A 21,318-nucleotide genomic window follows, 5' to 3' on the forward strand; every position below is an offset into this window, starting at 1 on the left:
GGGTGGGACGCTGATGAGACGTTCACAAGCCGAACGTTTCCGTCCCACGTAAATAGCACGCGCCCGGGGCGGCCTTGGCTGCCCCGGGACGTGTGATGGATACTTACTCAGCCTTGGGCTCCTCGGCGGGCTCCTCGGTCTTCTTCTTGCGGGTGCGCTTGGGCTTCTCTGCAGGGGCCTCCTCGGCCTGGGGGGCCTCGCCCACCTGGGCGGAGGAGATGACCAGCTCGCTGGCCTTCTTCAGCAGCAGGTCCTTCTTCAGGTCCTCGGCGGGAACGGCGGCCTTCACCTGGGCGGCCTCCAGCTTGTACTGCTCGGCCAGACGGGCGAACTCAGCCTCCAGCTCCTCCTCGTTGACCTCCAGGTTCTCCGCGGCGGCCACGGCCTCCAGAGCCAGCATGGTCTGGACACGGCGCAGGGCGTCGGGACGGGCGGAGGAACGGATCATATCGGCGTTGACGCCCAGCATTTTCTGATAGTCCTCCATGGAGATGCCCTGGCTCTGCAGCCGCATGGCGTAGTCCTCCATCATGCGGTCCACTTCCACGTCCACCATGCCGTCGGGGATCTCGCACTCCATGTTGGCGATGAGCTGCTCCATGACCTTGTTCTCAAAGTCGTTCTGAGCCTGGGCCTGGCGGCGCTGGGCCACCTTCTCCTTCAGGTCGGCCCGGAAGGCCTCCAGAGTATCGAACTCAGACACGTCCTTGGCAAACTCGTCGTCCACCTCGGGGACCTGGGACTCCTTGACCTCCTTGACCTTCACGTGGAAGACCACGGCCTTGCCGGCCAGGTCGGCGTGATAGTCCTCGGGGAAGGTGATGTCCAGGTCCTTCTCCTCGCCGGCCTTCAGGCCCACCAGCTGCTCCTCAAAACCGGGGACGAAGGAGCCGGAGCCCAGCTTCAGGTCGAAGTTCTCGCCCTTACCGCCGTCGAAGGCCACGCCGTTGTCGAAGCCCTCGAAGTCGATGACCACGGTGTCGCCGTTCTGGGCCTCGCGCTCCACGCTGACCAGACGGGTGGCCCGGTCGATGTAGGGCTTCAGCTCGGCATCCACATCGGCGTCGGTGATCTCAGCCTCGGTCTTGGGGGCGGTGAGGCCCTTGTACTCGCCCAGCTTCACCTCGGGACGGACAGAGACCAGAGCCTTGAAGGTGTAGCCCTCCTTGCCGGCCTCCACCAGCTCCACGTGGGGGTAGCCCACATCGTCCAGGCCCTGCTCCTTCACGGCCTCGGCGTAAGCGGCGGGATAGGTGGCCTCGATGGCGTCCTCATAGAACACGCCGGAGCCGTACATGCCCTCGATGATCTTCCGGGGGGCCTTGCCCTTCCGGAAGCCGGGGACGTTGATCTTGGTGCGGTTCTTCAGGTAGGCCTGCTGGACAGCGGCCTCAAACACATCGGCCTCCACCTGGATGGTCAGCTCGACCGTGCTCTTTTCTTTCTTTTCAACACTGGTGACCTTCATTTGTCAATTTCCTCCTGTCGGCGCGTCCTTGCCCCGACATTTTTCGGAAACAACAGCGCCTTTTTACTTTCGCCACGATATTTTACCAGATATATGTCCGTTTGACCAGAGCAATTTTAAGAAATTTCCATGAATTTTTGCTCAATCCATAATTTTCCTCGGGCAGAACCCCAAATAATCCGCCGAAACCAGCTGATAGTCCACTCCGCCCACCGGGCCGGAGACAGCCAGGCGGTGGCTCCCGCCGTGGAGGTGGCCGTAGCAGCAGCGCGTTACGCCGTACCGCTCCAGCAGGTCCATGATCTCCCGGCAGCGGTAGCCCTGGTACACCGGCGGGTAGTGGAGAAAACAGATCTTCTCCCGGTCCCCCGCCGCCTTCAGGGACGCCTCCAGCCGGAGCAGCTCCCGGTTGAAGATCTTGGCGCTGTGCTCCCCCCGGTCCTCCTCGTAGAACCAGCCCCGGGTGCCGCAGAGGGCCACGTCCCCGTACAGCCGGCAGTTGTTGTGGAGCAGCGAGAGGGTGTCGAAGCCGTTCTCCCGGAAAAACCGTTCCATCTTGGCCGCGGTGGTCCACCAGTAGTCGTGGTTTCCCTTGAGGACCACCTTCTGTCCGGGCAGGGCGTTGAGAAAGGCAAAATCCTCCCGGGCCTCCTCCAGGCTCATACCCCAGGACAGGTCGCCGCACAGCACCACCGTGTCCCCGGGCTCCACGATCTCAAAGCCCCGGCGCAGCCGCTCCACATAGCCGGTCCAGCCGCCGCCGAACACGTCCATGGGCTTGTCGGTACCGAAGGACAGATGGGTGTCTCCGATCGCGTAGAGGGCCATAGGTCACCCCAACATGGACATCACAGCGTCCACCATGTGGTCCTTCTCCACCGTGGTGGTAAAGCGGACTTCCTTGTCCCGCAGTCCGGCCAGGGGCGCGGGGGCGGGCAGGCCGGTCTTCTCAGACAGCTGGTCCAGGGCGTCCAGGCCGGGAGCCACCTCGGTGACGCCCAGGGCGCCCAGCACGCTGCCGCAGAACTTGAAGGGGCTGGCGGTGGAGGCCACCACGCAGGGAGTCTGGTCCCCTGTCTCAGCCCGGTACTGCTCCAGGGCAGAGAAGGCCACGGCGGTGTGGGGGTCGATGAGGTAGTCGTGGGTACGGTACATCTCCCCGATGACCCGCTGGGTCTCCTTGTCGTCGCAGCAGTAGCCCCAGAACCGCTTCTGCAGCTTCTCCAGCACCTTCTCCCGGACCTCGTAGCGGCCGGTGGCGTTGAGCTGCTCCATGTAGCCCTTCACCTCGTCCACGTCCTGGGTCAGAGCCAGCAGCATCCGCTCCAGATTGGAGGAGATCAGGATGTCCATGGAGGGAGACATGGTGTTGTAGAAGGTCCGGTTCCGGTCATACACGCCGGTGCGGATGAAGTCGGTGAGGACGTTGTTGCTGTTGGAGGCGCAGATCAGGCGGCCGATGGGCACTCCCATCTCCCGGGCGTAGTAGGCGGCCAGGATGTTGCCGAAGTTGCCGGTGGGGACGCAGACGTTGATGGTCTGACCCAGCTCGATTTTCCCGTCCCGTACCAGGTCGCAGTAGGCGGAGACGTAGTAGACGATCTGGGGCAGCACCCGGCCCCAGTTGATGGAGTTGGCGGAGGAGAAAAAGAAGCCCTTGTCCGCCAGGGTCTGGCGCAGCCCCTCATCGGAGAACAGCCGCTTCACGCCGGTCTGGGCGTCGTCGAAGTTGCCCACCACCGAGGCCACACCCACATTGTTTCCCTCCTGGGTGACCATCTGCAGCTCCTGGACCTGGGACACCCCGTCCTTGGGATAGAACACCAGGATGCGGGTCTTGGGCACGTCTTTAAACCCTTCCAGAGCGCCCTTGCCGGTGTCGCCGGAGGTGGCCACCAGGATGCACACCGTCTTGAACTCCTCGGTCTTGGCCAGGGAGGCGGTCAGCAGGTGGGGCAGCATCTGGAGCGCCATGTCCTTGAAGGCGCAGGTGGGACCGTGCCACAGCTCCAGGCAGTGGGTGTTCCCGTCCACGGTCCGGACGGGAGCCACGGCGGGCGTGTCAAACTTGGCCGGACCGTAGGCCGCGGCGGCAAAGTCGGTCAGCTCCTTGACGGTGAACTCCTCCAGAAACTGCTTCATGATGTAGACCGCCCGGTGCTGATAGGACATGTCCTTCAGCTCCTCCAGGGCTTTCCCGGGCAGCTTGGGAATATAACAGGGGGTCAGCAGGCCGCCGTCCGCGGCCAGTCCCTGTGTGATCGCCTGGGAAGCGGTGAACCGGGTCCCTGCGTCTCTTGTGCTGATATATTGCATGAAATCATCCCCATTTTGAGTTATAACAGAAAGCGGCCCGGACCGGGCTGTCCTGTGTACTGTCACTAAAGTTATATTATGCCAGTTTCCCCGCTCCAGGTCAAGGGATTCCCGGAAAAACGCCCAGAATTGTCAAAAATTCCCCGTTGTTCAAAACGCGTTTTCCGTGCGGCGTACAATGGGCCGCAGGGTGTCCCTCCCCTGTGGAGCATAGACCTCCACCACGTCAAACCGGGGCTGAAGGTTTGTGGGATGCTCCATCAGGTAGAGCTGGGCGGAGGTGCGCAGCTTCTCCTGCTTCCGGCCGTCCACCGCCTCCGCCCCCCGGCCGTAGGCGTCGTTCTTGCGCAGCTTGACCTCCACAAAGCACAGGCAGTCCCCGTCCTCCGCGATGAGGTCGATCTCCCCGAAGCGGCACCGCCAGTTGGCCGCCAGCAGCACGCATCCCCGCTGCTCCAGCCACTGGGCCGCCAGCGCCTCCCCCCAGCGGCCCAGGGCTCTGCTCTCCCCGCCGCTCATAGGTTCTTTAGAAATGTCCGGCGGTGGATGGGACTGGGACCATATGTACGCAGCAGCTCATAGTGGAGCTTCGTCCCATAGCCCTTGTGCTGTTCAAAGCGGTACTGGGGATACTGCTCCGCCATTTCCAGCATAAAATGGTCCCGGCTCACCTTGGCCAGGATAGAGGCCGCCGCGATAGAGGCTGACAAGCTGTCCCCCTTTACAACGCAGCGGTGGGGCACCGTGATGGCGGCGGTCTTTCCGTGGTCCCGGTTGCCGTCGATGAGAGCGAAGTCCGGGAACTGGGGCAGACCGTCCATGGCCAGCTGCATGGCCTTCATCCGGGCGCTGAGGATGTCAGTCTCGTCGATCTCTTTGGCGCTGACCGAGGCCACGCTCCAGTACTGGGCGATCTCCTGAATGATGGGAAACAGCGCCTCCCGCTTCTTCTCCGCCAGCTTTTTGGAGTCGTTCAGGCCGGGGATGTCCGCCCCCATGGGCAGAATGACGGCGGCAGCGTATACCGGACCGGCCAGGGGGCCGGCCCCCGCCTCGTCACAGCCGCAGACAAGGGTGTACCCCTCTGCCAGAGCCTCCCTCTCATATTGCCAGAGATCCATGGTTCATGCTCCTTTCAAGCAGCGCGTTTTCAGCCGTGAATTTTGGTAGGGCAAGGGCTCTGCCCTTGCCTTTCCCCGCCCACCAAACAGCGAAGAGACGGGGAACGGTTCCTTCTCATGGAATGGGCGCGCGCCCGCGGGCGGCCACACGGGGCCGCCCCTACGCAGCCCTATTGTGACCTGTCCATACGGCTTTGTTCGTTCACGTTTGATCTGCCTCAGCGGGGGCTTCCAGGGTAAACCGTCCCAGCTTGCCCCCCCGGTACTCGTCCAGCAGGACCCGGGCCATGCGTTCCGTGTCGAACTCCCCTCCGGAGATGCGCATGCCCCGCTTCTGGGCGCAGGCCTCCAGGAGGCGGTAGCCGTAGGCCACGTCGTTTTCCTCCTCCTCCCGCTCCGGGAGGGCGGCCAGCTTATACCCGGCCTTCAGGGCCTCGGGGTAGCGCTGGGACATCAGCGTCATCAGGTGGCAGCCCAAAGTCTCCACATCCATAATGTCATCCTTCACCGCCCCGGTAAAGGCCAGGTGCATCCCGGTGGTCACGTCCTCGAACTTGGGCCACAGGATGCCCGGGGTGTCCAGCAGGTCCAGGGACTGGTCCACGTTGACCCATTGCTTGCCCCGGGTGACGCCGGGCCGGTCCCCCGCCAGGGCGGACTTCTTCCGGGCCACCTTATTGATGAAAGTGGATTTGCCCACGTTGGGCACCCCCACCACCATGGCCCGCACAGGCCGGCCCACCTGGCCCTTCTCCCGCCAGCGGGCGATCTGCTCCTTCAGCGCCTCCTGGATCAGAGGAGAAAACTGGTTCACGCCCTTCCCCGTCTTGGCGTCGGTCTCCAGCACCGCGTGGCCCTGGGCTTTGAAGAAAGCGGCCCAGCGGCGGTTCATGGCCGGGTCGGCCTGGTCCGCCCGGTTGAGGACGATGAGCCGGGGCTTTCCGGCGCAGATGGCGTCGATGTCCGGATTTCGACTGGACACCGGAATGCGGGCGTCGATGATCTCCACCACCATATCCACGTTTTTCAGGTCCGCCTCGATCTGCCGGCGGGTCTTGGTCATATGACCGGGGTACCACTGAATGTTCACGGGAGTTCCCCCTTTTCCTACCTATTTAAAATGTTATCCCTTGCTCCCGCTGTCAGGCGGGCATCCTTCCGGGACCGTCTCCATTTTGTTCCGGTGCGCCGGGAAAGATACAAAAAAGGAGCGGCTCAAACCGCTCCTTTCTTGATGGATTACAGGGCCTCTTTGACCTTGGCAGCCTTGCCCACGCGGTCGCGCAGGTAGTACAGCTTGGCGCGGCGGACCTTGCCGTGACGCACCAGCTCGATCTTGTCGATGGAAGGAGCGTGAACGGGGAACACCTTCTCCACGCCGACGCCGTAGGAGACGCGGCGAATGGTGAAGGTCTCCTCAATGCCGCCGTGCTTCTTGGCGATCACAGTGCCCTCAAAGACCTGGATACGCTCACGGTTGCCTTCCTTGACCTTCAGGTGCACCCGAACAGTGTCGCCCACCTCAACAACGGGGGGCTCCGCCTTCTTGTACTTCTCGGTAAAAGCCTGCATCAGATCCATTTTCTTTTCCTCCTGTTATATAGGCGTTCATGCGGCAATGGCGCCTTTCACCCCTGTGAAAGGACTGGCGCAGAGGACCGCCCGTTTTCAGACTGAAATAGTTTACCACAGGGAGTTGAAAAAGGCAAGGATTATTTTAGAATCTTTTTGGAAATTTTCAAAATCAGGCAGGCAGAAAACGGCCTACGCCCTGCTCCTCCCGGATGATGCCCAACGTTTGCCCCTGTCCGTCCGTCACCCGCAGTTCTTCCGTTTCTTCCTCCAGATAGATCCGGCACAGTGCGCCGTCCCGGTAGTAATAGAGGACGTCGAAGCCCCGAGGGTCGTTGACCGCCGCGTTCCATTGGCGGTAGATGGGATCGGTGGGCAGAGGCGTCACCGAAGGCAGGCCCTCTCCCCCATTCAAGCAGACCAGCAACCCGGTAAATGCCCAGCTGCTTTCTGTACAGCCGTGGATGTGCTCATGCCAGCGGAAATTCTGTTCCGGCAGGAAAGAGGCCTCCATACCCAACACCCCTACCCGAAGGTCCTTCCGGCCTTCGGCCGTTGGAAAGTCCCGGTCCAGGACCGCCAGCACCGCCCGTGCCGCCTGCTGGTCCGCCTCCCAGGTGTCCCGGTAGTCCCGGATCTCCGAGGTGCCAGCCACACAGAAGGTCAGCGCCAGTACCGCGGAAAATGCCGCTGGGCCGGCTTTTTTCCCGGGCAGGCTCCTCCACAGGAGGGACACCAGTGTGTCCGCCGCCAGGGCCAGCCCCAGGAAGGAGGTCACCGCCCCCCGGCAGGAGAACCAGGGGTTGGCCAGGATCAGGAAAATACTCAGAGGGGCCGCCGCCAACAGCAGCCCTGTCAGAAGGGCCAGGGCGGTCCGGTGGTGTTCCTCCCCCTTCTCCCGCCGGACAGCCAGCCAGCCGTACAGCAGGCACAGGGCGGCGGCCAACACCGTCCACAAAGCCATCCGCTCCCGGGCGATCAGCACCAGACCCCGAAGGAAGCCCCGGGACAGGGTGGCCCAACCGCCCGGACCGAACACCTGCCTGATCTGCCCCAGGATATTGGGAAGAAAATCGCTCCAATAGCCCGGAGCGTTGGGCAGGAACAGCTGGCCCCGGCTCCCGTAGACGCCGCCGTTGGACAGCGCCCCAGTGACGGCAAAGTAGATCCCCACCGCCGGAAAGGACCAGAAGGCCAGCAGCCCCCGCTTCCAGCGCCGCCGTCCCTCCAGCAGCGCCATACCCAGCACCAGAGTCATGGCCAACACTGCCGACTGCTCATAAAACCCGAAGGGCAAAAGCATCAGCCCCGGAAAGGCCAAGGCCCATCCCGGCTTTCCGGTATCCAGCCAAGCTCCGAAGGCCAGTCCCGCCAGACAGGCGAAAAACAGGCCGCATATGATCCGGGTGGAGGCGGATATCCAATAGGTCCCCTCCACCCCCAGAGGGAACAGGGCCATGACCACAGGGAATACCGGACCCAGGGAAAAGTACCGGCCCAACAGCTTCTCCCCCATCCAGATGTCCGCCACATACAGGAGAGACATCAGGGCCACGCCCAGGATCATCCGGTCAAAAAGGGGTGACCAGAGATAGTAGTCCGCCATCCCTGCCAGAGGCCGGGAGGCCAGCACTCCAACCACCGCTTGGAGCTGTGAAAAGGTGAACCCGGCGGCGTAGTTATGGCATTGGATGTAATCGTCCAGTTGGGGCCAATATGCCAGTCCGGCGGCGCAATTCCGGACCATGACCAGGGCCAGCAGCACCCCGTAACGAACAAACTCCCTCCGCTGCCGGCTCAAACTGTCACACGCCCTCATAGACCTCTTTATGCCGCTGGGAGAGCAGCACCTCCACCTCCGGGAATTTCCGGGCCAACTGCTGGGCCAGAGGAGCGCACGCCACGTTTTCCGTGGCGTAGTGGCCCGCGTCCATCAACGTGATCCCCAGGGCCTTGGCCTCCAGATACTGGTCATATTTCACGTCGGCGGTGACGAAGGTGTCGCAGCCCGCGGCCAAAGCGTCGGCCAGCATGGAGCCGCAGGAGCCGCCCCCCACCGCCACTGTTTGGACCGGACGTCCGCCGCCGGCAAAGCGGACCGAGGCCGCCCCCAGCTTCTCCTTTACAAAAGCGGCGTACTCCCCCGCCGTCAGGCCGGGCCGGTGGGCGATTCCCACCCGGCCGATGCCGTAGGGCCTGCCCTGGCCGTCCACCCCATCCTGGTGGAGTTGACCCACCTCCGTCAGCTCCAGGGCGGCGGCCAGACAATCGTTGACGCCGCCCTGGGCAGCGTCCAGATTGGTGTGGGCACAGATGGCGGCGATCCTCTGTTCCGCCAGCCCCAGCAGGACCCGCCCGGTCACCGTCTCGTCGGTGACAGACCGGGCCGGGTGGAAGATCACCGGGTGGTGGGACACGATGAGCTGGCAGCCCAGCTCCGCCGCCTCCTCCGCCACTTCTTCCGTGATGTCCAGGGCTACCAGGAGGCGCTCCACCTGGACCGCTCCACGGCCCACCAAAAAGCCCGCGTTGTCAAAGTCCATCTGGGTGGCAAAGGGGGCCAATTGGTCCAAGAACCCGTATATTTCCTTCACCGCTGCCATGTTTCCCACTCCTTTTTCATCTCCAGCAGGCCGCTCCGAACCTGCTCCAGCTCCCGCCGCCGCTGGGGCGCGCTCTCCTGCCGGGACTGGGACAGCCCTGCCAGGGCCCGCTCCGTCTTGCCCAGCCAGAGGTCCAGCCACTCGCCCCGGAGCGGGGCGGCGCTGTTCCGGCCAGCCCACAGCTCCGCCGGAGTTAGAGGGGCCATCTCCCCCGCTCTTACCAAGAGCGCGGTATAAAGGGTTTCTCCTTCCCGGCTCAATTCCTCTTGGACGATCTCATACCCGTTTTGACTCAGCCACAGACGCAGGTCGGATATGGAGGACATAGGCTGGAGCACCAGGGTCATGTCCCGTTCCCGGGTCCAGGGAGCCGCAGACAGGATGGAGGCGATGGTCTCGCCCCCCATCCCCGCAATGGCCACAGCCCCGACCTCCTCCGGGCCGATGCCCTTCAGGCCGTCGCACAGCCGGAAGGCGATCCGGCCGTTCAACCCGTACGCCCGTACGGTGGTTTTGGCCCGGCTCAGGGGGCCGGGCCGGAGATCGGCGGCGATGGCCGAGGGGATCTTCCCCTCCAGGACCAGAGCGGCGGGCAGGTAGGCGTGGTCGGTGCCCACGTCGGCCAGCCGTACTCCTTCCGGGATCAGATCGGCCACCATCCGCAGCCGGGGCGTCAGTTCCAGTTTCTTCGCCATACCGGCTCCTCACATGGAGTGTCCCACGGTGATGTACAGGGCGTGGGCAAAGTCCCGGACGTCAAACTCGGTCTTTTCGTCCATGAATTCCTCTTTTTTCCCGGTGTCCCGGCGGCAGTACATCCCCAGATAGTCCATCTCGCCGTGCTTGCACCAGCGCTTCAGCGCCTCCTCCCACAGGTCCGCCCCGTATTCGGGCTTATACCCGCAGGTGGTGATGGAGGCGACCTGCTTCATCCAGTAGGCGGAGGGCTGTTTCTCCGCCCCGTAATACTTGCAGCCGGCGTAGATCAGCCGGTCCATGACCGCCTTCATGGGCGGCGTACAGAACCAGGAGTAGATGGGGGTCGCCAGCACCAGTACATCGCTGGTTTGGATGGAGTCGAACACCGGCTGGAACTCGTCCTTCTGGACGCAGCCCAGGCAGTCCTTGGCGTTCTGGCAAGCTTTGCAACCCCGGCAGGGCTTGATATCCCGCTCGTAGAGCCAGATCACATCCTGCTCAATGCCCATCTCCTGGTTTTCCTCCACAAAGGGCCGCAGCAGCGCCGCGGTGTTGCCGTCACGGTTGGGGCTGCCCATCAAAATCGTATATTTCATCTCGTGTTCCTCCCTGCGTCTTTTTCAAAAAAACAGGGGCGGATCTCTCCGCCCCTGTCTTTGTTTGGCTTACTCTCCAGCGGCGATCATTTCATTGACCTTCGCCAGCAGGTCGTTCACGTCCACGCCGTGGACCATGCAGGCCTGCTCCACGGTCTCGCCCCGGGAGGCGGGGCAGCCCAGGCAGTGCATGCCGATGCCCATGAACAGGGGGGCGGTCTGAGGAGCGATGGTCAGAATATCACCGATGATGGTGTCCTTGGTAATGGTCATAACAGAATTCCTCCGTTTTTCTTTGGGATAACGATAGTATATCCTAAGCTGTCGGAATTTGCAACGGCGTTTTCAATATTTTTCACGGACTCAGTCCTCCTCCGGGGCCCATCGGGACCGCACAGTATGAAGCACTCAAAATCAAGTCATCCGCGAAAGGCAAGGGCAGAGCCCTTGCCCTACAATAATTTTGACCCATATTTTCCGGACATGGGGGCCACCAACTGCGGCTGAAAACTGCGCGACCCTACGTTGCAGCCGTGAAAACTGCCCCGAATGCAGAAAAAGGACGCCCGGTTGGGCGCCCTTTTTTCCTGGCTTATTAATTAGCCCTGCTGCTCACGCATCTTGGCGAAGCAGTCGCTGCAGTAGACGGGACGGTCAGACTTGGGCTCGAAGGGAACCTTAGCCTCACCACCACAAGCGGCGCACACGGCGGTGAAATACTCACGGGGGCCGCGGGCAGCGTTCTTGCGGGCGTCACGGCAGGGCTTGCAGCGCTGGGGCTCGTTCTGGAAGCCGCGCTCAGCGTAGAACTCCTGCTCACCGGCGGTAAAGGTGAACTCCTTGCCGCACTCTTTGCATACCAGGATCTTGTCTTCGTACATGGATTTTCCCTCTCTTTGACTCGTTGTCCAATGGGTTTGGACGGTTGTAATATTGCGATCAGCTCTCGCTGGATACGCCGGAAGAAAACTGCCGCGCCATCTTTCGCCGGATACGCTGAATGGCGTTATCCACCGACTTCTGGGGGCGACCTACCCGCCGGGCAATCTCACCGCAGGTAAGACCGTTGAGGTAGGGTGGTAAAATTTTCGCTTCGAGCTCAGACAACTGGCCCTTCAGAGCGTCGAGCCGCTCTTTCAGTTCCTCCCTGCCGATGATGACGTCCTCCGGGCTCTCAGCGCTGGAAAACATGTGCGCGTTGGTTCCATCAAAAAGAGGGGGTTCAAAAGAGACACTGTGATTCAAAGGTGCGTGCTTGCCGCCCTGAGCCGCGCGGATCGCGGAATTCAGACGGCTGCGGACACAAATCTCCGCATAGGTCCGAAAGGCTGTGTCCCGATCCGGATCATAGCTTCGGATCGCGGTAAGCAGCCCCAACATTCCCTCCTGGATCAGGTCCTCGCTGTCCCCTCCCGCCAGAAACAAGGGGCGGGCGCAGGCGCGGACCAACTGTCCATACCGGCGGACCAATTCACCCTCCGCCTGGGGATCTCCCCCTGCGGTGCGCAGGCACAATTCCCGGTCTGAAAGACCTTGGAACTTGGTATTTTGCCAATCAATACTGCGGCTATTGACCATAATAATAAAAATCACCGGATTTGTCAAGGGTCCGCCGGAAAATTTTTGTACAATTCTCCATACCCTCCAAATCCTCCCCCCGAAAGCTTACAGTTCTCCGATCAAATCGGCCAGCCGCTGGGCGGCTGTCTGGGCGATCTCCTCGGTCTTGGCCTCCACCATGACCCGCATCAGGGCCTCGGTACCCGAAGGACGGACCAGTACCCGGCCCTCCCCGTTCAGGGCGGCCTCCTCCCGCTGGATGGCCTGGGCCAGCAGTTCGCTGGCCATGACGGCTTTCTTCACGTCGTTGTCGGCCACCGGGATGTTGATCAGGACCTGGGGGTACCGGGGGCAGGCGCCGAACAGCTCGGAGGCCTTCTTGCCGCTCTCCTTCAGCAGGGCCAGGATCTGGAGGGCGGTCAGCTCTCCGTCGCCGGTGGTGGCGTGCTCCAGGAAGATCATGTGGCCCGACTGCTCCCCGCCGATGGCGTAGCCCTTCTCCAGCATCCGCTCCAGCACGTTCCGGTCACCCACGGCGGTGCACTCCAGCTTCATGCCGTGCTCCTTGGTGTAGACGTGGAGGCCCAGGTTGGACATGACGGTGGCCACCACAGTGTTTCCGGGCAGCTTGCCCTTGTTCATCATGTCCAGGCCACAGGCGGCCATGATCTGGTCCCCGTCGATGAGATTGCCCAGCTCATCCACCGCCAAACAGCGGTCGGCGTCGCCGTCAAAAGCGATGCCCATGTCGTAGCCGCCGGCCTTCACCATGGCCGCCAGGGCGTCAATGTGGGTGGAACCGCACTTGTCGTTGATATTAACACCGTCGGGGTCCGCGTTGATCACGTCGGTACGCAGCTTGGAGAAGCGGTCAAACAGCCGGGCGGCGGTGGCGGAAGCGGCGCCGTTGGCGCAGTCCACCAAGATACGCAGCCCCCCCAGAGTGGAGTCGATGGTGGACTCCAGATGGTCAATATAGTCCTCCGAGGCCTTGGGGGCCACGTAGCTCACTTTGCCGATGTCGCCATGGGTCTTCATGGGCACATTGTTATGGCCGAACAGGACAATGTCCTCGATCTTCTCCTCCAGCTCGTCGGACAGCTTGAAGCCCTGGCCGTTGAAGATCTTGATACCGTTGTGCTCAAAGGGGTTGTGGCTGGCGGAGATGACGATGCCCGCGTCCGCCCCCTCGTCCACTGTCACCCAGGCCACACCGGGGGTTGGCAGAGTGCCCAGGTCCAGCACGTCGGCCCCGGCGGTACACAGGCCCGCGATCAGAGAACCCTTCAGCAGGTCGCCGGAGATGCGGGTGTCCTTGCCGATGGTAACCAGGGGCTTCTCCCCCGGCTTTTTGTCCTTGGACAGCACCTGGGCGGCAGCCAGACCAACCTTGTAAGCCAGGTCCGCGTCCAGACCGGCGTTGACCACGCCGCGGATTCCGTCGGTTCCAAATAGTTTACCCATATTTGATACACCTCAATTATTGATATATAAATTTGATGATAGGCACAAATTTTCAGATCGAAGCAGAAGGACGAGATCTTCGTTTAAGGCGCTGTCGAAGGTAAGCGACAAAGCCTCCTGTCACAAAAGGAGGTGCATTTGCGAAGGGAGCCTTGAGACGCGGCCCTGAAACGCGCTAAGAAACGAAATCTTGCCGTTCTGGCCGCTCAGCCCTCGAAGCTCAGCTGCTCCATCTCTCCCCCGTTCCGGGCGCCGGGAACGGACAGGCCCAGGTGCTGGTACGCCTTCGGGGTGACACAGCGCCCCCGAGGGGTCCGGGTCAGAAAGCCCAGCTGCATCAGGTAGGGCTCATAGACATCCTCCAGGGTGACGGCCTCCTCATTGATGGTGGCCGCCAGGGTCTCCAGGCCCACCGGGCCTCCCTTGTAGTTTTCAATGATGCTGCGAATCATCCGGTGGTCAATGGAGTCCAGGCCAAGGTGGTCGATCTCCAGGGCGGTGAGGGCCTCGTCCGCCACCTTCTTAGTGATGACGCCCCCCGCCTTAACCTGGGCGAAGTCCCGGACCCGGCGGAGCATCCGGTTGGCGATACGCGGGGTGCCCCGGGACCGCTTGGCGATCTCCATGGCCCCCTCCTCCTCGATGGGTACGCCCAGGATGCCCGCGGACCGGGTGACGATCATGGACAGTTCCTGTGGAGTGTAAAGCTCCAGCCTTAACGTCACCCCGAACCGGTCCCGGAGGGGGGCGGACAGCTGGCCCGCCCGGGTGGTGGCCCCGATCAGGGTGAACTTGGGCAGGTCCAGGCGGATGGAGTTGGCCGACGGCCCTTTGCCGATGATGATGTCGATGGCGTAGTCCTCCATGGCCGGGTACAGGACCTCCTCCACCGCCCGGTTCAGCCGGTGGATCTCATCCACAAAGAGGATATCGTTCTCGTTCAGGTTGGTGAGCAGGGCGGCCAGGTCCCCCGGCTTCTCGATGGCGGGGCCGGAGGTGATGCGCACGTTGACCCCCATCTCGTTGGCGATGATGCCGCTGAGGGTGGTCTTGCCCAGGCCGGGCGGGCCGTGGAGCAGCACATGGTCCAGAGGCTCCTGCCGCATTTTGGCCGCCTGGATGAAGACTTCCAGGTTCCCTTTTGCCTTCTCCTGGCCGATGTACTCCCGCAGGGTTTTGGGCCGCAGGGAATACTCATTCTCATCCTCCCGGGTGAGCGAGGTGGTCACCAGGGGCTCCAGGTCCTCAGATGTAAATTCTGAATTGGAAAAATCGATAGACATTTGGTCACTTCCTATTGACGCGGCATAGCCGTGGTCACGTCCACGGTATTACGCCTTCATCATCTTTTTCAGCGCCGCCTTGATGATCTGCTCCAGGGTCAGGTTCTCCAGATCGACGCCCTTGAGGGCCGCGTTGATCTCGCTCTGGGAGTAGCCCAGCACCGCCAGGGCCGCGCTGGCCTCGGACAGCTTGTTCTCCGGGATGACGGTGATGCCGGTGCCGCCGTAGCTCTCTCCGGCGGCGGAGATGGTCTGGCCCTTGGCCAGCTTGTCTTTCAGCTCCAGAATGACTCGCTGGGCGATCTTCTTCCCAATGCCCTGGGCACAGGTCAGAGCTTTCTCGTCCCCGGTGATAATGGACAGAGCCAGATTTGCCGGAGTGCTGGAAGACAAAATGGAAAGAGCGGCCTTGGGACCCACCCCGGACACGGAGATGAGCTGCTGGAACAGGTTCAGTTCCTCCTGGGTGGCAAAGCCGTACAGCTCCATGGCGTCCTCCCGGACATTCAGGTGTGTAAAGAGTTTTCCCTTGTCACCTTTTTTCAAGGCGGACAGGGTGTAGCTGGTGGTCCGGCAGGCGTAGCCCACCCCGCCGCAGTCGATGACCGCCAGGTAGGGCTCCACATGGGCCACGGTGCCACTTACGTAGTAAAACATAGCTTCTTCCTTTCCGGCCATATACCGGCCGCACAAACGGCAGGGCCGTCATCTTGTGTCGTATTTGTTCGGGTCGAACACCCGGTCCGTATTCAGCAAGGATGTGGCCGCCCGACTGTGGCAGATGGCCAGCGCCAGGGCGTCGGCGGCATCATCGGGCCGGGGGATCTCCTTCATGCCCAGCAGCCGCTGGGTCATGAGCATGACCTGCCGCTTCTCCGCTTTCCCGTACCCCGCCACCGCCTGCTTCACCTGCATGGGGGTGTACTCGAACACCGGCACCCCCAGCTTCTCCGCCGCCAGCAGGATCACCCCCCGGCCGTGGGCCACGGCGATGCCGGTGGTGATATTTTTGGTGAAAAAAAGCTCCTCCACCGCCATCTCATCGGGATGAAAGGTATGGATCAGCTCCTCCATGTCGTTAGAGATCTGGAGCAGGCGGCTGGACAGGGGAATACCCGGCGGGGTGGTAATGACGCCGTACCGCAGCAGGGTATTTTTCTGCCGCTCCGCCCGGATGACCCCAAAGCCGATGGTGGCCACGCCCGGGTCTATGCCCAAGATGATCATAGCGTTCTCCCCTGCACATAATAATTCATTTTGATTATAGCATACTTTTATGAGATTGGGAAGCGTGGAAATAAAAGCCTGCGGACAAAAGAGTGGGAGGCCGAAACCCCCACTGTGGTTCCGGCCTCCCGCCTTGAATTTGCGGCCTGCCGACGGCAGCCCCGCGATGTTCCATTGTATGATTCAGGAATTGGTCATGATCCGGATGATCTCCTGGTCTGTAGCCCGCATCCCATCCCGGCCCCGGCGGCCGCCCCGGCGCTGACCGCGCCGCAGTAGGCGGACAGGCGGCCGATCCCCGCCTTCTGATGGATGGCAATGAGGTTGGACAGCACCAGCGCCCGGTACAGCTTGTCGTTGCTCACCCCCAACTCCTGAGCGTAGATAACCACCGGGACCGACACCGTGATGCCCTGGTTCCCGCTTCCGGAGTTGATGACCACCGGCAGTTCACAGCCGCTCATGCGGGCGTCCGAGCCCGCCGCCGCGGCCTTCGCCCGGGTCGCCACATCAGAGACGCCGTAGGTCTGGCTCAGGACCCGGCCAATGTTGGCGCCGTAATTCCCCTGCATTCCTTCTTCGGAAATGGCCATGTTATAGGAGATCTGACGGCTGATGACCTCCCTGACGTCTTCAATATCCACCGTCTCCGCAAAATCCAGGATATCCCACACGTTCATCATCCCATAATCCAGTGGATTATCTCCGCAATCGGACTCCACCGGCGTTTCAAACAGGACTTCACCGTTTTTTCCACCAGAACGATGTTAGTGTCGATTCGGTGGGTCCCCAGCTCCGCCACCGCGTTTTTCCAGGGTGGCGTGCTGGCGTCCGGTTTTGCAGCTCCGCCTTTTACCCCCAAAAATGTTCGGAAGGATAGGATCCGTCCCAGTTCTCCCACTTCGATCAGTTCCCTGGCCTTTCTTTATGGCTCATACGGGCGCTGGACACGGCAGACCATCAGCTTTCGCCCGCTCTTCGCCGCCTCGTCCACCATGTCTTCCCCCTCATCAGCGTTCAGTGCCAAGGGCTTTTCACACAGGACATGCTTCCCGGCCTGCAGCGCCTACACGGTCAGGTCGTGGTAGGTAGGCGTCGGGGTGGCGATCAGCACGGCGTCCACCTGGGGGTCCACCAGGACCTCCTCAAAGGTTTTCCGCTGCTTTCGTATCGTGTTCCATCTCCGCGGTGGTCTTGAAGTAGTAGAGCTGCTGTAAGTTCATGTCTCATCCTCCCTGCCCCAGTGCCGTCCAATGTCCAGAGGCCCTTTGTTTTACAAGAGATCGATCAGGCTCCGAATATAGTCGTAGCCAATCTTCGCCCCGTTCTCCGGCGGCTCAGGCCGGTATTCGAAGGCCAGATATCCCCCAAAGCCCGCTTTCTTCAGCGCCCGAACCACAGAGGGATAATCATATCCGCCCTCACAGGGACAACTCCGGTCCTCGCCGGATATGTCCACCTGAGCCAGAATATCGGCGTTCTCCAGAATAGGGGCCTCGATCCCCTCGTTTTCATACAGCATGTGCATGGTATCCAGATGCAGTTTGAAGAACGGCGTATGGAAATCGCGGATGAACCGGGCCGTGTCGCGGATGGTGATATAGGCGTCTGTCTCCAGATGGTCGTTAGCCTCCAGGATCACCACAATCTTTTTCTGCTCCGCGTAAGTCACCACTTCCTCCACGCTGCGGTGGAACTGCCGGTAAAACAGCTCCGCTCCCCCCGCGTCATGAAAGCGCCCCCGAATGGCTCCAATGATCACCATGGCGCCATCCAGCGCCCGGGCCAGGTCGATATGCCCCTTCATCCGCTCCACCGCCTTGCGGCGGATCTCCTCGTCTCCCGCACCCAGGCACAGGCCGTCCACGGTATATCCCATTCCGGTCGCTACCCCTGAAACGCAGAGTCCTGTTTGCTCCACCAACTTTTGTATCAGGGCAACATTCACACATTCCGGACGATTGACCGTCAGCTGGACCGCGTCATATCCTATTTCCGCCGCCATGGGAAAAACAGTTTCATAAGCTCCCTGTAAGGGCGCGGTGGCACAGGGGAATGTCCCATCCGCAATGATCACGCTTGTCTTCATAAATATCCTCCATTCCTTTTCACGGGGTCATGTTGGTAGTTTTATTATAATTCACCAGGGGATAGAAGACTAATACTTCTTACTCATCAGATAAATAAAAGCCATTTATCATTTGAACGTCCGGTTCCTTTGCAGCTGCTCCGCCAGGCCAACGAACTCAGTGTAAGGCACCTTTTTGTTCGTATCTTTTTCACGGTTTCCCGCCGCGAAAACAGGCATATTCGGATTGAATATTTTCCACGTTCATCCCCCCTTCCCTGACCGGATGGATAAAAACAAGCCCCGCCTCACCGGAGACGGAGCTTTTAAGACCCTGTTCAGTTCTTCCGTCTGCCCATGAACCGCAGCAGGTAAAGGAACAAATTCAGAAAATCCAGATACAGCTGGAGGGCGGAGAAAATGGATGCCTTCTCAAGCATATCGGGGAAGCCGGCATAGTAGTGGTAATAGGCCCGGATCTTTTGGGTGTCATAGGCGGTAAAGGCCAGGAAAACGCCGATCCCGATGATGCAGGCGATCCGGTCCATGGCAGCCAGCCAGGGAATAAACATGGACAGGAGCCCAAAAATGATCAGAAAGATCAGCCCGGAAAACAGGATCGGGCGCAGGCCGGACAGGTCGGTCCTGGTGAAGTGGCCATAGGCCGCAAGGGCGGCAAAATAGACCGCCGTGGCCAGGAAGACCAGGATCAGGCTGGGCAGGTCAAAGACCAGCAGGTAGACGGATATGGTGAAGCCAAACAGCACCGCAAAAGCGATGAACATGGCCTTGGCCGTCCCCACCGCCATCCGCTCGATACGGCTTCCCATGGTAAAGGCCATCACCAGGGTGGCGATCAGGATCACGATCTGGAAACTCCAGACGTACATCACGATGCCGGTGAGCCAACAGGCCAATGCCACCCCGAAGGTCACCATCAGGCCCAGCACCATCCACAGGAAGGTTCTGGCCGTATACTGGCCCTGGGTCTCCATCTGGCCCGCCGGCGTCATGCCCCGGTCAAACTCATAGGGATCAAAACTCATTGCGCAGCGCTCCTTTCCCCGCGTTCAAAACGGCGTCAGCCGTTCCATTGCCTGTTTCGTACTCCGTATTGTATCCCGCATAAGTGGAAAAAAATCAACGGTTTCCCATCCTCAGTTCTGGCCAAAGACAAGGTCGTAAAAGTCGTTTTCAATGATCAGCGGGGTGCTGTCCAGCTTATAGCCCACCAGCTTCTTCATGGCGGACACATAGCTCTCCTGCTCCTCGGCGGTCATGTCGACTCCCTCCGCCGGGGTGAATTCACCGGTAAAGCGGTTGTAGAAGCCCTTGTCCGACTTCCAGCACCGGGAGGTGAAGACCACTAACCCCTCGCTGTCAGACAGGATGTCGCTGCCGTCCAGCATCCGGGAGTCGTACTCCAGTCCCAGCAGGTTGGAGAGGGTAGGCAAAATGTCCACCTGGCAGCAGACCTTGTTTACCACCACCGGCTCCTCCATGCTGGCCGTCCAGAGGATGAGGGAGTTTTTATACACATCGAAGTCGATGTTGGACTCCTTCAGAGCCTCCATGTCCTCGGAACTGCCAAATTTCTGGCCGGACAGCTCCTCCAGGGTGTCCACATTGAAATAAGGGATGTGGTCCCCGGTGGCCACGATGAGGGTCTTGTCCAGCTTGCCCGCCGCCTCCAGCTTGTCCAGCAGCACCTCCAGGGCCTTGTCCACCTCCATGGCGGTGGCGATGTAGTTTTGGGTGGTCTCACTGTAGGGTAGAGCCCGGACGGTGTCCCGGTAGGGAGCCACGATGCGGTTGTTGGAGTAGGGCATGTGTCCGCTGATGGTCAGGTAGTAGACGTGGAAGGGCTTGTCGCTGTTGATGTAGTCATCCACGCTGGCCTCGATGACATAGGAGTCCCGCTGGGGCCACAAGGGCTTGGTTTCCCCCATCTCCAGCTCCAGGCCGGACTGGTACTGCCGCCAGTCATAGCCCAGGTTGGTGTGGGAGGCCAGACGGCCGTACATATCGTAGTTGCCGTGGTAGCCCAGCACCTCATACCCCGCCCGGCCCAGCTGCTGGGCCAGGGAGAAGTAACAGTTGGTGCCCAGTACCCCGGTGCGCTTCATGGTGATGGGGTTTCCGTTCTTGGGGTACAGGCCCAGGAGCGTCTGGCACTCCCCGTTAGAGGTACTGGTGAAGTGGAGGGCGGTGTAGTAGTTGTTGAAAATAAAGCCCTCGTGGGTCAGCTTGTACAGGGTGGGGGTCAGCTCCGGGTCGATGACGTAGCCGGAGAAGCCTTCCAGAACCAATTGGATCACATTATACCCCTCGAACATACCGGTGTACTCGTTCTTTTTGGTGGGGGTGACGCTGTTAAAGTAGTCGGCCAGCCATTTGACGTCCTTGTTGGAGGTCTCGGCGGACAGCTTGGACAGGTCCACGTCCATGACGTTGGGCGAGGTGTCGATGACCGGGGCGGGGTCAGGCTCAGAGACGTCCCCCGAGGAGTCGGCCCCGCTGCCGGCGGGATCGGCAGAGCTGGCGCCCAGGTCCCCGATGCCGCTGAAATCGGCGTCCAGGTCGTTTTTCACCGGGAAGGCCATATGCTTTACATCCAGGCGCAGCATGTTCCACAGGCCCAGCTGCTCCACCTGGTCGTCGATATTGGTGTCCATCCGGTAGAGCATCTTGGGGGTCAGGTCGCCGTTCCAGGGCAGGTGGACCACTCCCAGGCCCAGCAGGTGGAGGACCAACGCCCCCGCCAGCACCAGACCGGAGAACCGGACGTCAAAGCGGTCATAGCCCATGAACCGTCTGCCCAGGGCGCAGAGCAGAATCACGGGCAGGAAAAACACCAGGATAATGGGAATGCTGGACACCACCGTGGAGAGGATCACGTCGGCATAGTCGGTGAGCCGGTTGCCGGCGGCGGTACCAAGGGTGCTCAGCGGGTAGTAGGACTGGAGGATCTTCTTGGCGATCATCTCCACCACATAGACCAGGGTGACCACCACCGCCAGCACTTTGGTGATTATCCCATTGATCCGCCGCTTGAAGGGCAGGGTCAACGCGGTACAGACGCCCCCCGCCGCCAGGCCGTACAGCAGCCAGATGGGCAGGTACTGCAGTGCCATTTTCATGTACAGGTGGAGCACCAGCTCCAGATAGACAAACAGCGCCGGGAAAAACAGCACCCGGGCCGGGGTATTGGACCTACCACGGTAGCCGGACTGCTCCTGCCCCCCAAGGACCCGTCTTCCGTTATATGACATAGAGAGTTCCCTCCGAATTTTTCTTGAATTTTACACACAGTTTACCATAATATCACAGTCTTCGCAAGT

General features: G+C 61.1%; 22 protein-coding genes and 1 pseudogene. All 23 read right to left on the reverse strand.

Going from position 1 to position 21,318, the window contains the following annotated elements; all coding sequences use genetic code 11:
- Positions 1-103: 103 nt before the first annotated feature.
- The 23 genes and pseudogenes from tig to I6E42_RS02965 all read right to left on the reverse strand — a co-directional run bounded on the left by tig (position 104) and on the right by I6E42_RS02965 (position 21,249).
- On the reverse strand, positions 104-1,468 hold the full coding sequence (gene tig / locus I6E42_RS02860; protein WP_235370424.1) for a trigger factor: 1,365 nt from the start codon (positions 1,466-1,468) through the stop codon (positions 104-106).
- Between the two features lie 141 nt (positions 1,469-1,609).
- Positions 1,610-2,296 carry a metallophosphoesterase gene (locus I6E42_RS02865; protein WP_235370425.1) on the reverse strand — a complete coding sequence of 229 codons (687 nt, stop codon included), beginning with the start codon at positions 2,294-2,296 and terminating at the stop codon, positions 1,610-1,612.
- A 3-nt stretch (positions 2,297-2,299) separates the two neighbouring features.
- Complete coding sequence (thrC, locus tag I6E42_RS02870) at positions 2,300-3,784, reverse strand: threonine synthase (protein WP_235370426.1); 1,485 nt, start codon at positions 3,782-3,784, stop codon at positions 2,300-2,302.
- 150 nt (positions 3,785-3,934) lie between these two features.
- Positions 3,935-4,303: a YraN family protein gene (locus I6E42_RS02875; RefSeq protein WP_235370427.1), complete on the reverse strand. Its 369-nt coding sequence runs from the start codon at positions 4,301-4,303 to the stop codon at positions 3,935-3,937.
- On the reverse strand, positions 4,300-4,905 hold the full coding sequence (locus tag I6E42_RS02880) for a ribonuclease HII (protein ID WP_235370428.1): 606 nt from the start codon (positions 4,903-4,905) through the stop codon (positions 4,300-4,302). The genes I6E42_RS02875 and I6E42_RS02880 overlap by 4 nt, the downstream gene beginning before the upstream one ends.
- Positions 4,906-5,107: 202 nt before the next feature.
- Positions 5,108-5,995, reverse strand: a complete 888-nt coding sequence (gene ylqF, locus I6E42_RS02885) for a ribosome biogenesis GTPase YlqF (RefSeq protein WP_235370429.1) — start codon at positions 5,993-5,995, stop codon at positions 5,108-5,110.
- Positions 5,996-6,144: 149 nt separating this feature from the next.
- Positions 6,145-6,486, reverse strand: a complete 342-nt coding sequence (gene rplS / locus I6E42_RS02890) for a 50S ribosomal protein L19 (RefSeq protein ID WP_328284073.1) — start codon at positions 6,484-6,486, stop codon at positions 6,145-6,147.
- A 163-nt stretch (positions 6,487-6,649) separates the two neighbouring features.
- Positions 6,650-8,296, reverse strand: a complete 1,647-nt coding sequence (locus I6E42_RS02895; RefSeq protein WP_235370430.1) for a hypothetical protein — start codon at positions 8,294-8,296, stop codon at positions 6,650-6,652.
- On the reverse strand, positions 8,283-9,080 hold the full coding sequence (locus I6E42_RS02900; protein ID WP_235370431.1) for a Nif3-like dinuclear metal center hexameric protein: 798 nt from the start codon (positions 9,078-9,080) through the stop codon (positions 8,283-8,285). The genes I6E42_RS02895 and I6E42_RS02900 overlap by 14 nt, the downstream gene beginning before the upstream one ends.
- Positions 9,068-9,775: a tRNA (adenine(22)-N(1))-methyltransferase gene (locus I6E42_RS02905; RefSeq protein ID WP_235370432.1), complete on the reverse strand. Its 708-nt coding sequence runs from the start codon at positions 9,773-9,775 to the stop codon at positions 9,068-9,070. The genes I6E42_RS02900 and I6E42_RS02905 overlap by 13 nt, the downstream gene beginning before the upstream one ends.
- Positions 9,776-9,784: 9 nt before the next feature.
- Positions 9,785-10,375 (reverse strand): flavodoxin family protein, encoded by a 591-nt coding sequence (locus I6E42_RS02910; RefSeq protein ID WP_235370433.1) that lies wholly within the window; start codon positions 10,373-10,375, stop codon positions 9,785-9,787.
- A 69-nt stretch (positions 10,376-10,444) separates the two neighbouring features.
- The gene (locus I6E42_RS02915) at positions 10,445-10,648 is read right to left on the reverse strand and encodes a DUF1858 domain-containing protein (RefSeq protein ID WP_235370434.1); all 204 of its coding nucleotides are present in this window, start codon (positions 10,646-10,648) and stop codon (positions 10,445-10,447) included.
- Positions 10,649-10,974: 326 nt separating this feature from the next.
- Positions 10,975-11,256, reverse strand: a complete 282-nt coding sequence (locus tag I6E42_RS02920; protein WP_235370435.1) for a zinc-ribbon domain containing protein — start codon at positions 11,254-11,256, stop codon at positions 10,975-10,977.
- Positions 11,257-11,314: 58 nt separating this feature from the next.
- Positions 11,315-11,953: a sigma-70 family RNA polymerase sigma factor gene (locus tag I6E42_RS02925; RefSeq protein WP_235370436.1), complete on the reverse strand. Its 639-nt coding sequence runs from the start codon at positions 11,951-11,953 to the stop codon at positions 11,315-11,317.
- Between the two features lie 87 nt (positions 11,954-12,040).
- Positions 12,041-13,399, reverse strand: coding sequence for a phosphoglucosamine mutase (glmM, locus tag I6E42_RS02930; protein WP_235370437.1), 1,359 nt, complete (start codon positions 13,397-13,399; stop codon positions 12,041-12,043).
- A 206-nt stretch (positions 13,400-13,605) separates the two neighbouring features.
- Positions 13,606-14,682, reverse strand: coding sequence for a Holliday junction branch migration DNA helicase RuvB (gene ruvB, locus I6E42_RS02935; RefSeq protein WP_235370438.1), 1,077 nt, complete (start codon positions 14,680-14,682; stop codon positions 13,606-13,608).
- 48 nt (positions 14,683-14,730) lie between these two features.
- The gene (gene ruvA, locus I6E42_RS02940) at positions 14,731-15,339 is read right to left on the reverse strand and encodes a Holliday junction branch migration protein RuvA (RefSeq protein ID WP_235370439.1); all 609 of its coding nucleotides are present in this window, start codon (positions 15,337-15,339) and stop codon (positions 14,731-14,733) included.
- 48 nt (positions 15,340-15,387) lie between these two features.
- Positions 15,388-15,909, reverse strand: a complete 522-nt coding sequence (ruvC, locus tag I6E42_RS02945) for a crossover junction endodeoxyribonuclease RuvC (RefSeq protein ID WP_235370440.1) — start codon at positions 15,907-15,909, stop codon at positions 15,388-15,390.
- A gap of 233 nt (positions 15,910-16,142) precedes the next feature.
- A pseudogene (locus tag I6E42_RS02950) lies at positions 16,143-16,661 on the reverse strand (L-serine ammonia-lyase, iron-sulfur-dependent, subunit alpha); the annotation flags it as partial.
- Between the two features lie 173 nt (positions 16,662-16,834).
- On the reverse strand, positions 16,835-16,972 hold the full coding sequence (locus I6E42_RS12890) for a Gfo/Idh/MocA family oxidoreductase (RefSeq protein WP_412761279.1): 138 nt from the start codon (positions 16,970-16,972) through the stop codon (positions 16,835-16,837).
- A 210-nt stretch (positions 16,973-17,182) separates the two neighbouring features.
- Positions 17,183-17,998 carry a sugar phosphate isomerase/epimerase family protein gene (locus tag I6E42_RS02955; protein WP_328284074.1) on the reverse strand — a complete coding sequence of 272 codons (816 nt, stop codon included), beginning with the start codon at positions 17,996-17,998 and terminating at the stop codon, positions 17,183-17,185.
- 317 nt (positions 17,999-18,315) lie between these two features.
- The gene (locus tag I6E42_RS02960; RefSeq protein WP_235370441.1) at positions 18,316-19,023 is read right to left on the reverse strand and encodes a Bax inhibitor-1/YccA family protein; all 708 of its coding nucleotides are present in this window, start codon (positions 19,021-19,023) and stop codon (positions 18,316-18,318) included.
- A 111-nt stretch (positions 19,024-19,134) separates the two neighbouring features.
- Positions 19,135-21,249 (reverse strand): LTA synthase family protein, encoded by a 2,115-nt coding sequence (locus I6E42_RS02965; protein ID WP_235370442.1) that lies wholly within the window; start codon positions 21,247-21,249, stop codon positions 19,135-19,137.
- Positions 21,250-21,318 lie beyond the last annotated feature (69 nt).

It is taken from the genome of Pseudoflavonifractor phocaeensis (assembly GCF_021531815.1).
GTDB classification, from domain to species: Bacteria; Bacillota; Clostridia; order Oscillospirales; family Oscillospiraceae; genus Lawsonibacter; species Lawsonibacter phocaeensis_A.

Coding starts and splice junctions, on each gene's coding strand:
- I6E42_RS02920 (WP_235370435.1), bottom strand. CDS start 11,256: ATGTACGAAGACAAGATCCTGGTATGCAAAGAGTGCGGCAAGGAGTTC.
- I6E42_RS02875 (WP_235370427.1), bottom strand. CDS start 4,303: ATGAGCGGCGGGGAGAGCAGAGCCCTGGGCCGCTGGGGGGAGGCGCTG.
- ruvB (WP_235370438.1), bottom strand. CDS start 14,682: ATGTCTATCGATTTTTCCAATTCAGAATTTACATCTGAGGACCTGGAG.
- tig (WP_235370424.1), bottom strand. CDS start 1,468: ATGAAGGTCACCAGTGTTGAAAAGAAAGAAAAGAGCACGGTCGAGCTG.
- I6E42_RS02925 (WP_235370436.1), bottom strand. CDS start 11,953: ATGGTCAATAGCCGCAGTATTGATTGGCAAAATACCAAGTTCCAAGGT.
- I6E42_RS02960 (WP_235370441.1), bottom strand. CDS start 19,023: ATGAGTTTTGATCCCTATGAGTTTGACCGGGGCATGACGCCGGCGGGC.
- I6E42_RS02915 (WP_235370434.1), bottom strand. CDS start 10,648: ATGACCATTACCAAGGACACCATCATCGGTGATATTCTGACCATCGCT.
- I6E42_RS02900 (WP_235370431.1), bottom strand. CDS start 9,080: ATGGCAGCGGTGAAGGAAATATACGGGTTCTTGGACCAATTGGCCCCC.
- I6E42_RS02880 (WP_235370428.1), bottom strand. CDS start 4,905: ATGGATCTCTGGCAATATGAGAGGGAGGCTCTGGCAGAGGGGTACACC.
- I6E42_RS02910 (WP_235370433.1), bottom strand. CDS start 10,375: ATGAAATATACGATTTTGATGGGCAGCCCCAACCGTGACGGCAACACC.
- I6E42_RS02965 (WP_235370442.1), bottom strand. CDS start 21,249: ATGTCATATAACGGAAGACGGGTCCTTGGGGGGCAGGAGCAGTCCGGC.
- rplS (WP_328284073.1), bottom strand. CDS start 6,486: ATGGATCTGATGCAGGCTTTTACCGAGAAGTACAAGAAGGCGGAGCCC.
- glmM (WP_235370437.1), bottom strand. CDS start 13,399: ATGGGTAAACTATTTGGAACCGACGGAATCCGCGGCGTGGTCAACGCC.
- ruvA (WP_235370439.1), bottom strand. CDS start 15,339: ATGTTTTACTACGTAAGTGGCACCGTGGCCCATGTGGAGCCCTACCTG.
- I6E42_RS02955 (WP_328284074.1), bottom strand. CDS start 17,998: ATGAAGACAAGCGTGATCATTGCGGATGGGACATTCCCCTGTGCCACC.
- ruvC (WP_235370440.1), bottom strand. CDS start 15,909: ATGATCATCTTGGGCATAGACCCGGGCGTGGCCACCATCGGCTTTGGG.
- thrC (WP_235370426.1), bottom strand. CDS start 3,784: ATGCAATATATCAGCACAAGAGACGCAGGGACCCGGTTCACCGCTTCC.
- I6E42_RS02865 (WP_235370425.1), bottom strand. CDS start 2,296: ATGGCCCTCTACGCGATCGGAGACACCCATCTGTCCTTCGGTACCGAC.
- I6E42_RS02895 (WP_235370430.1), bottom strand. CDS start 8,296: ATGAGGGCGTGTGACAGTTTGAGCCGGCAGCGGAGGGAGTTTGTTCGT.
- I6E42_RS02905 (WP_235370432.1), bottom strand. CDS start 9,775: ATGGCGAAGAAACTGGAACTGACGCCCCGGCTGCGGATGGTGGCCGAT.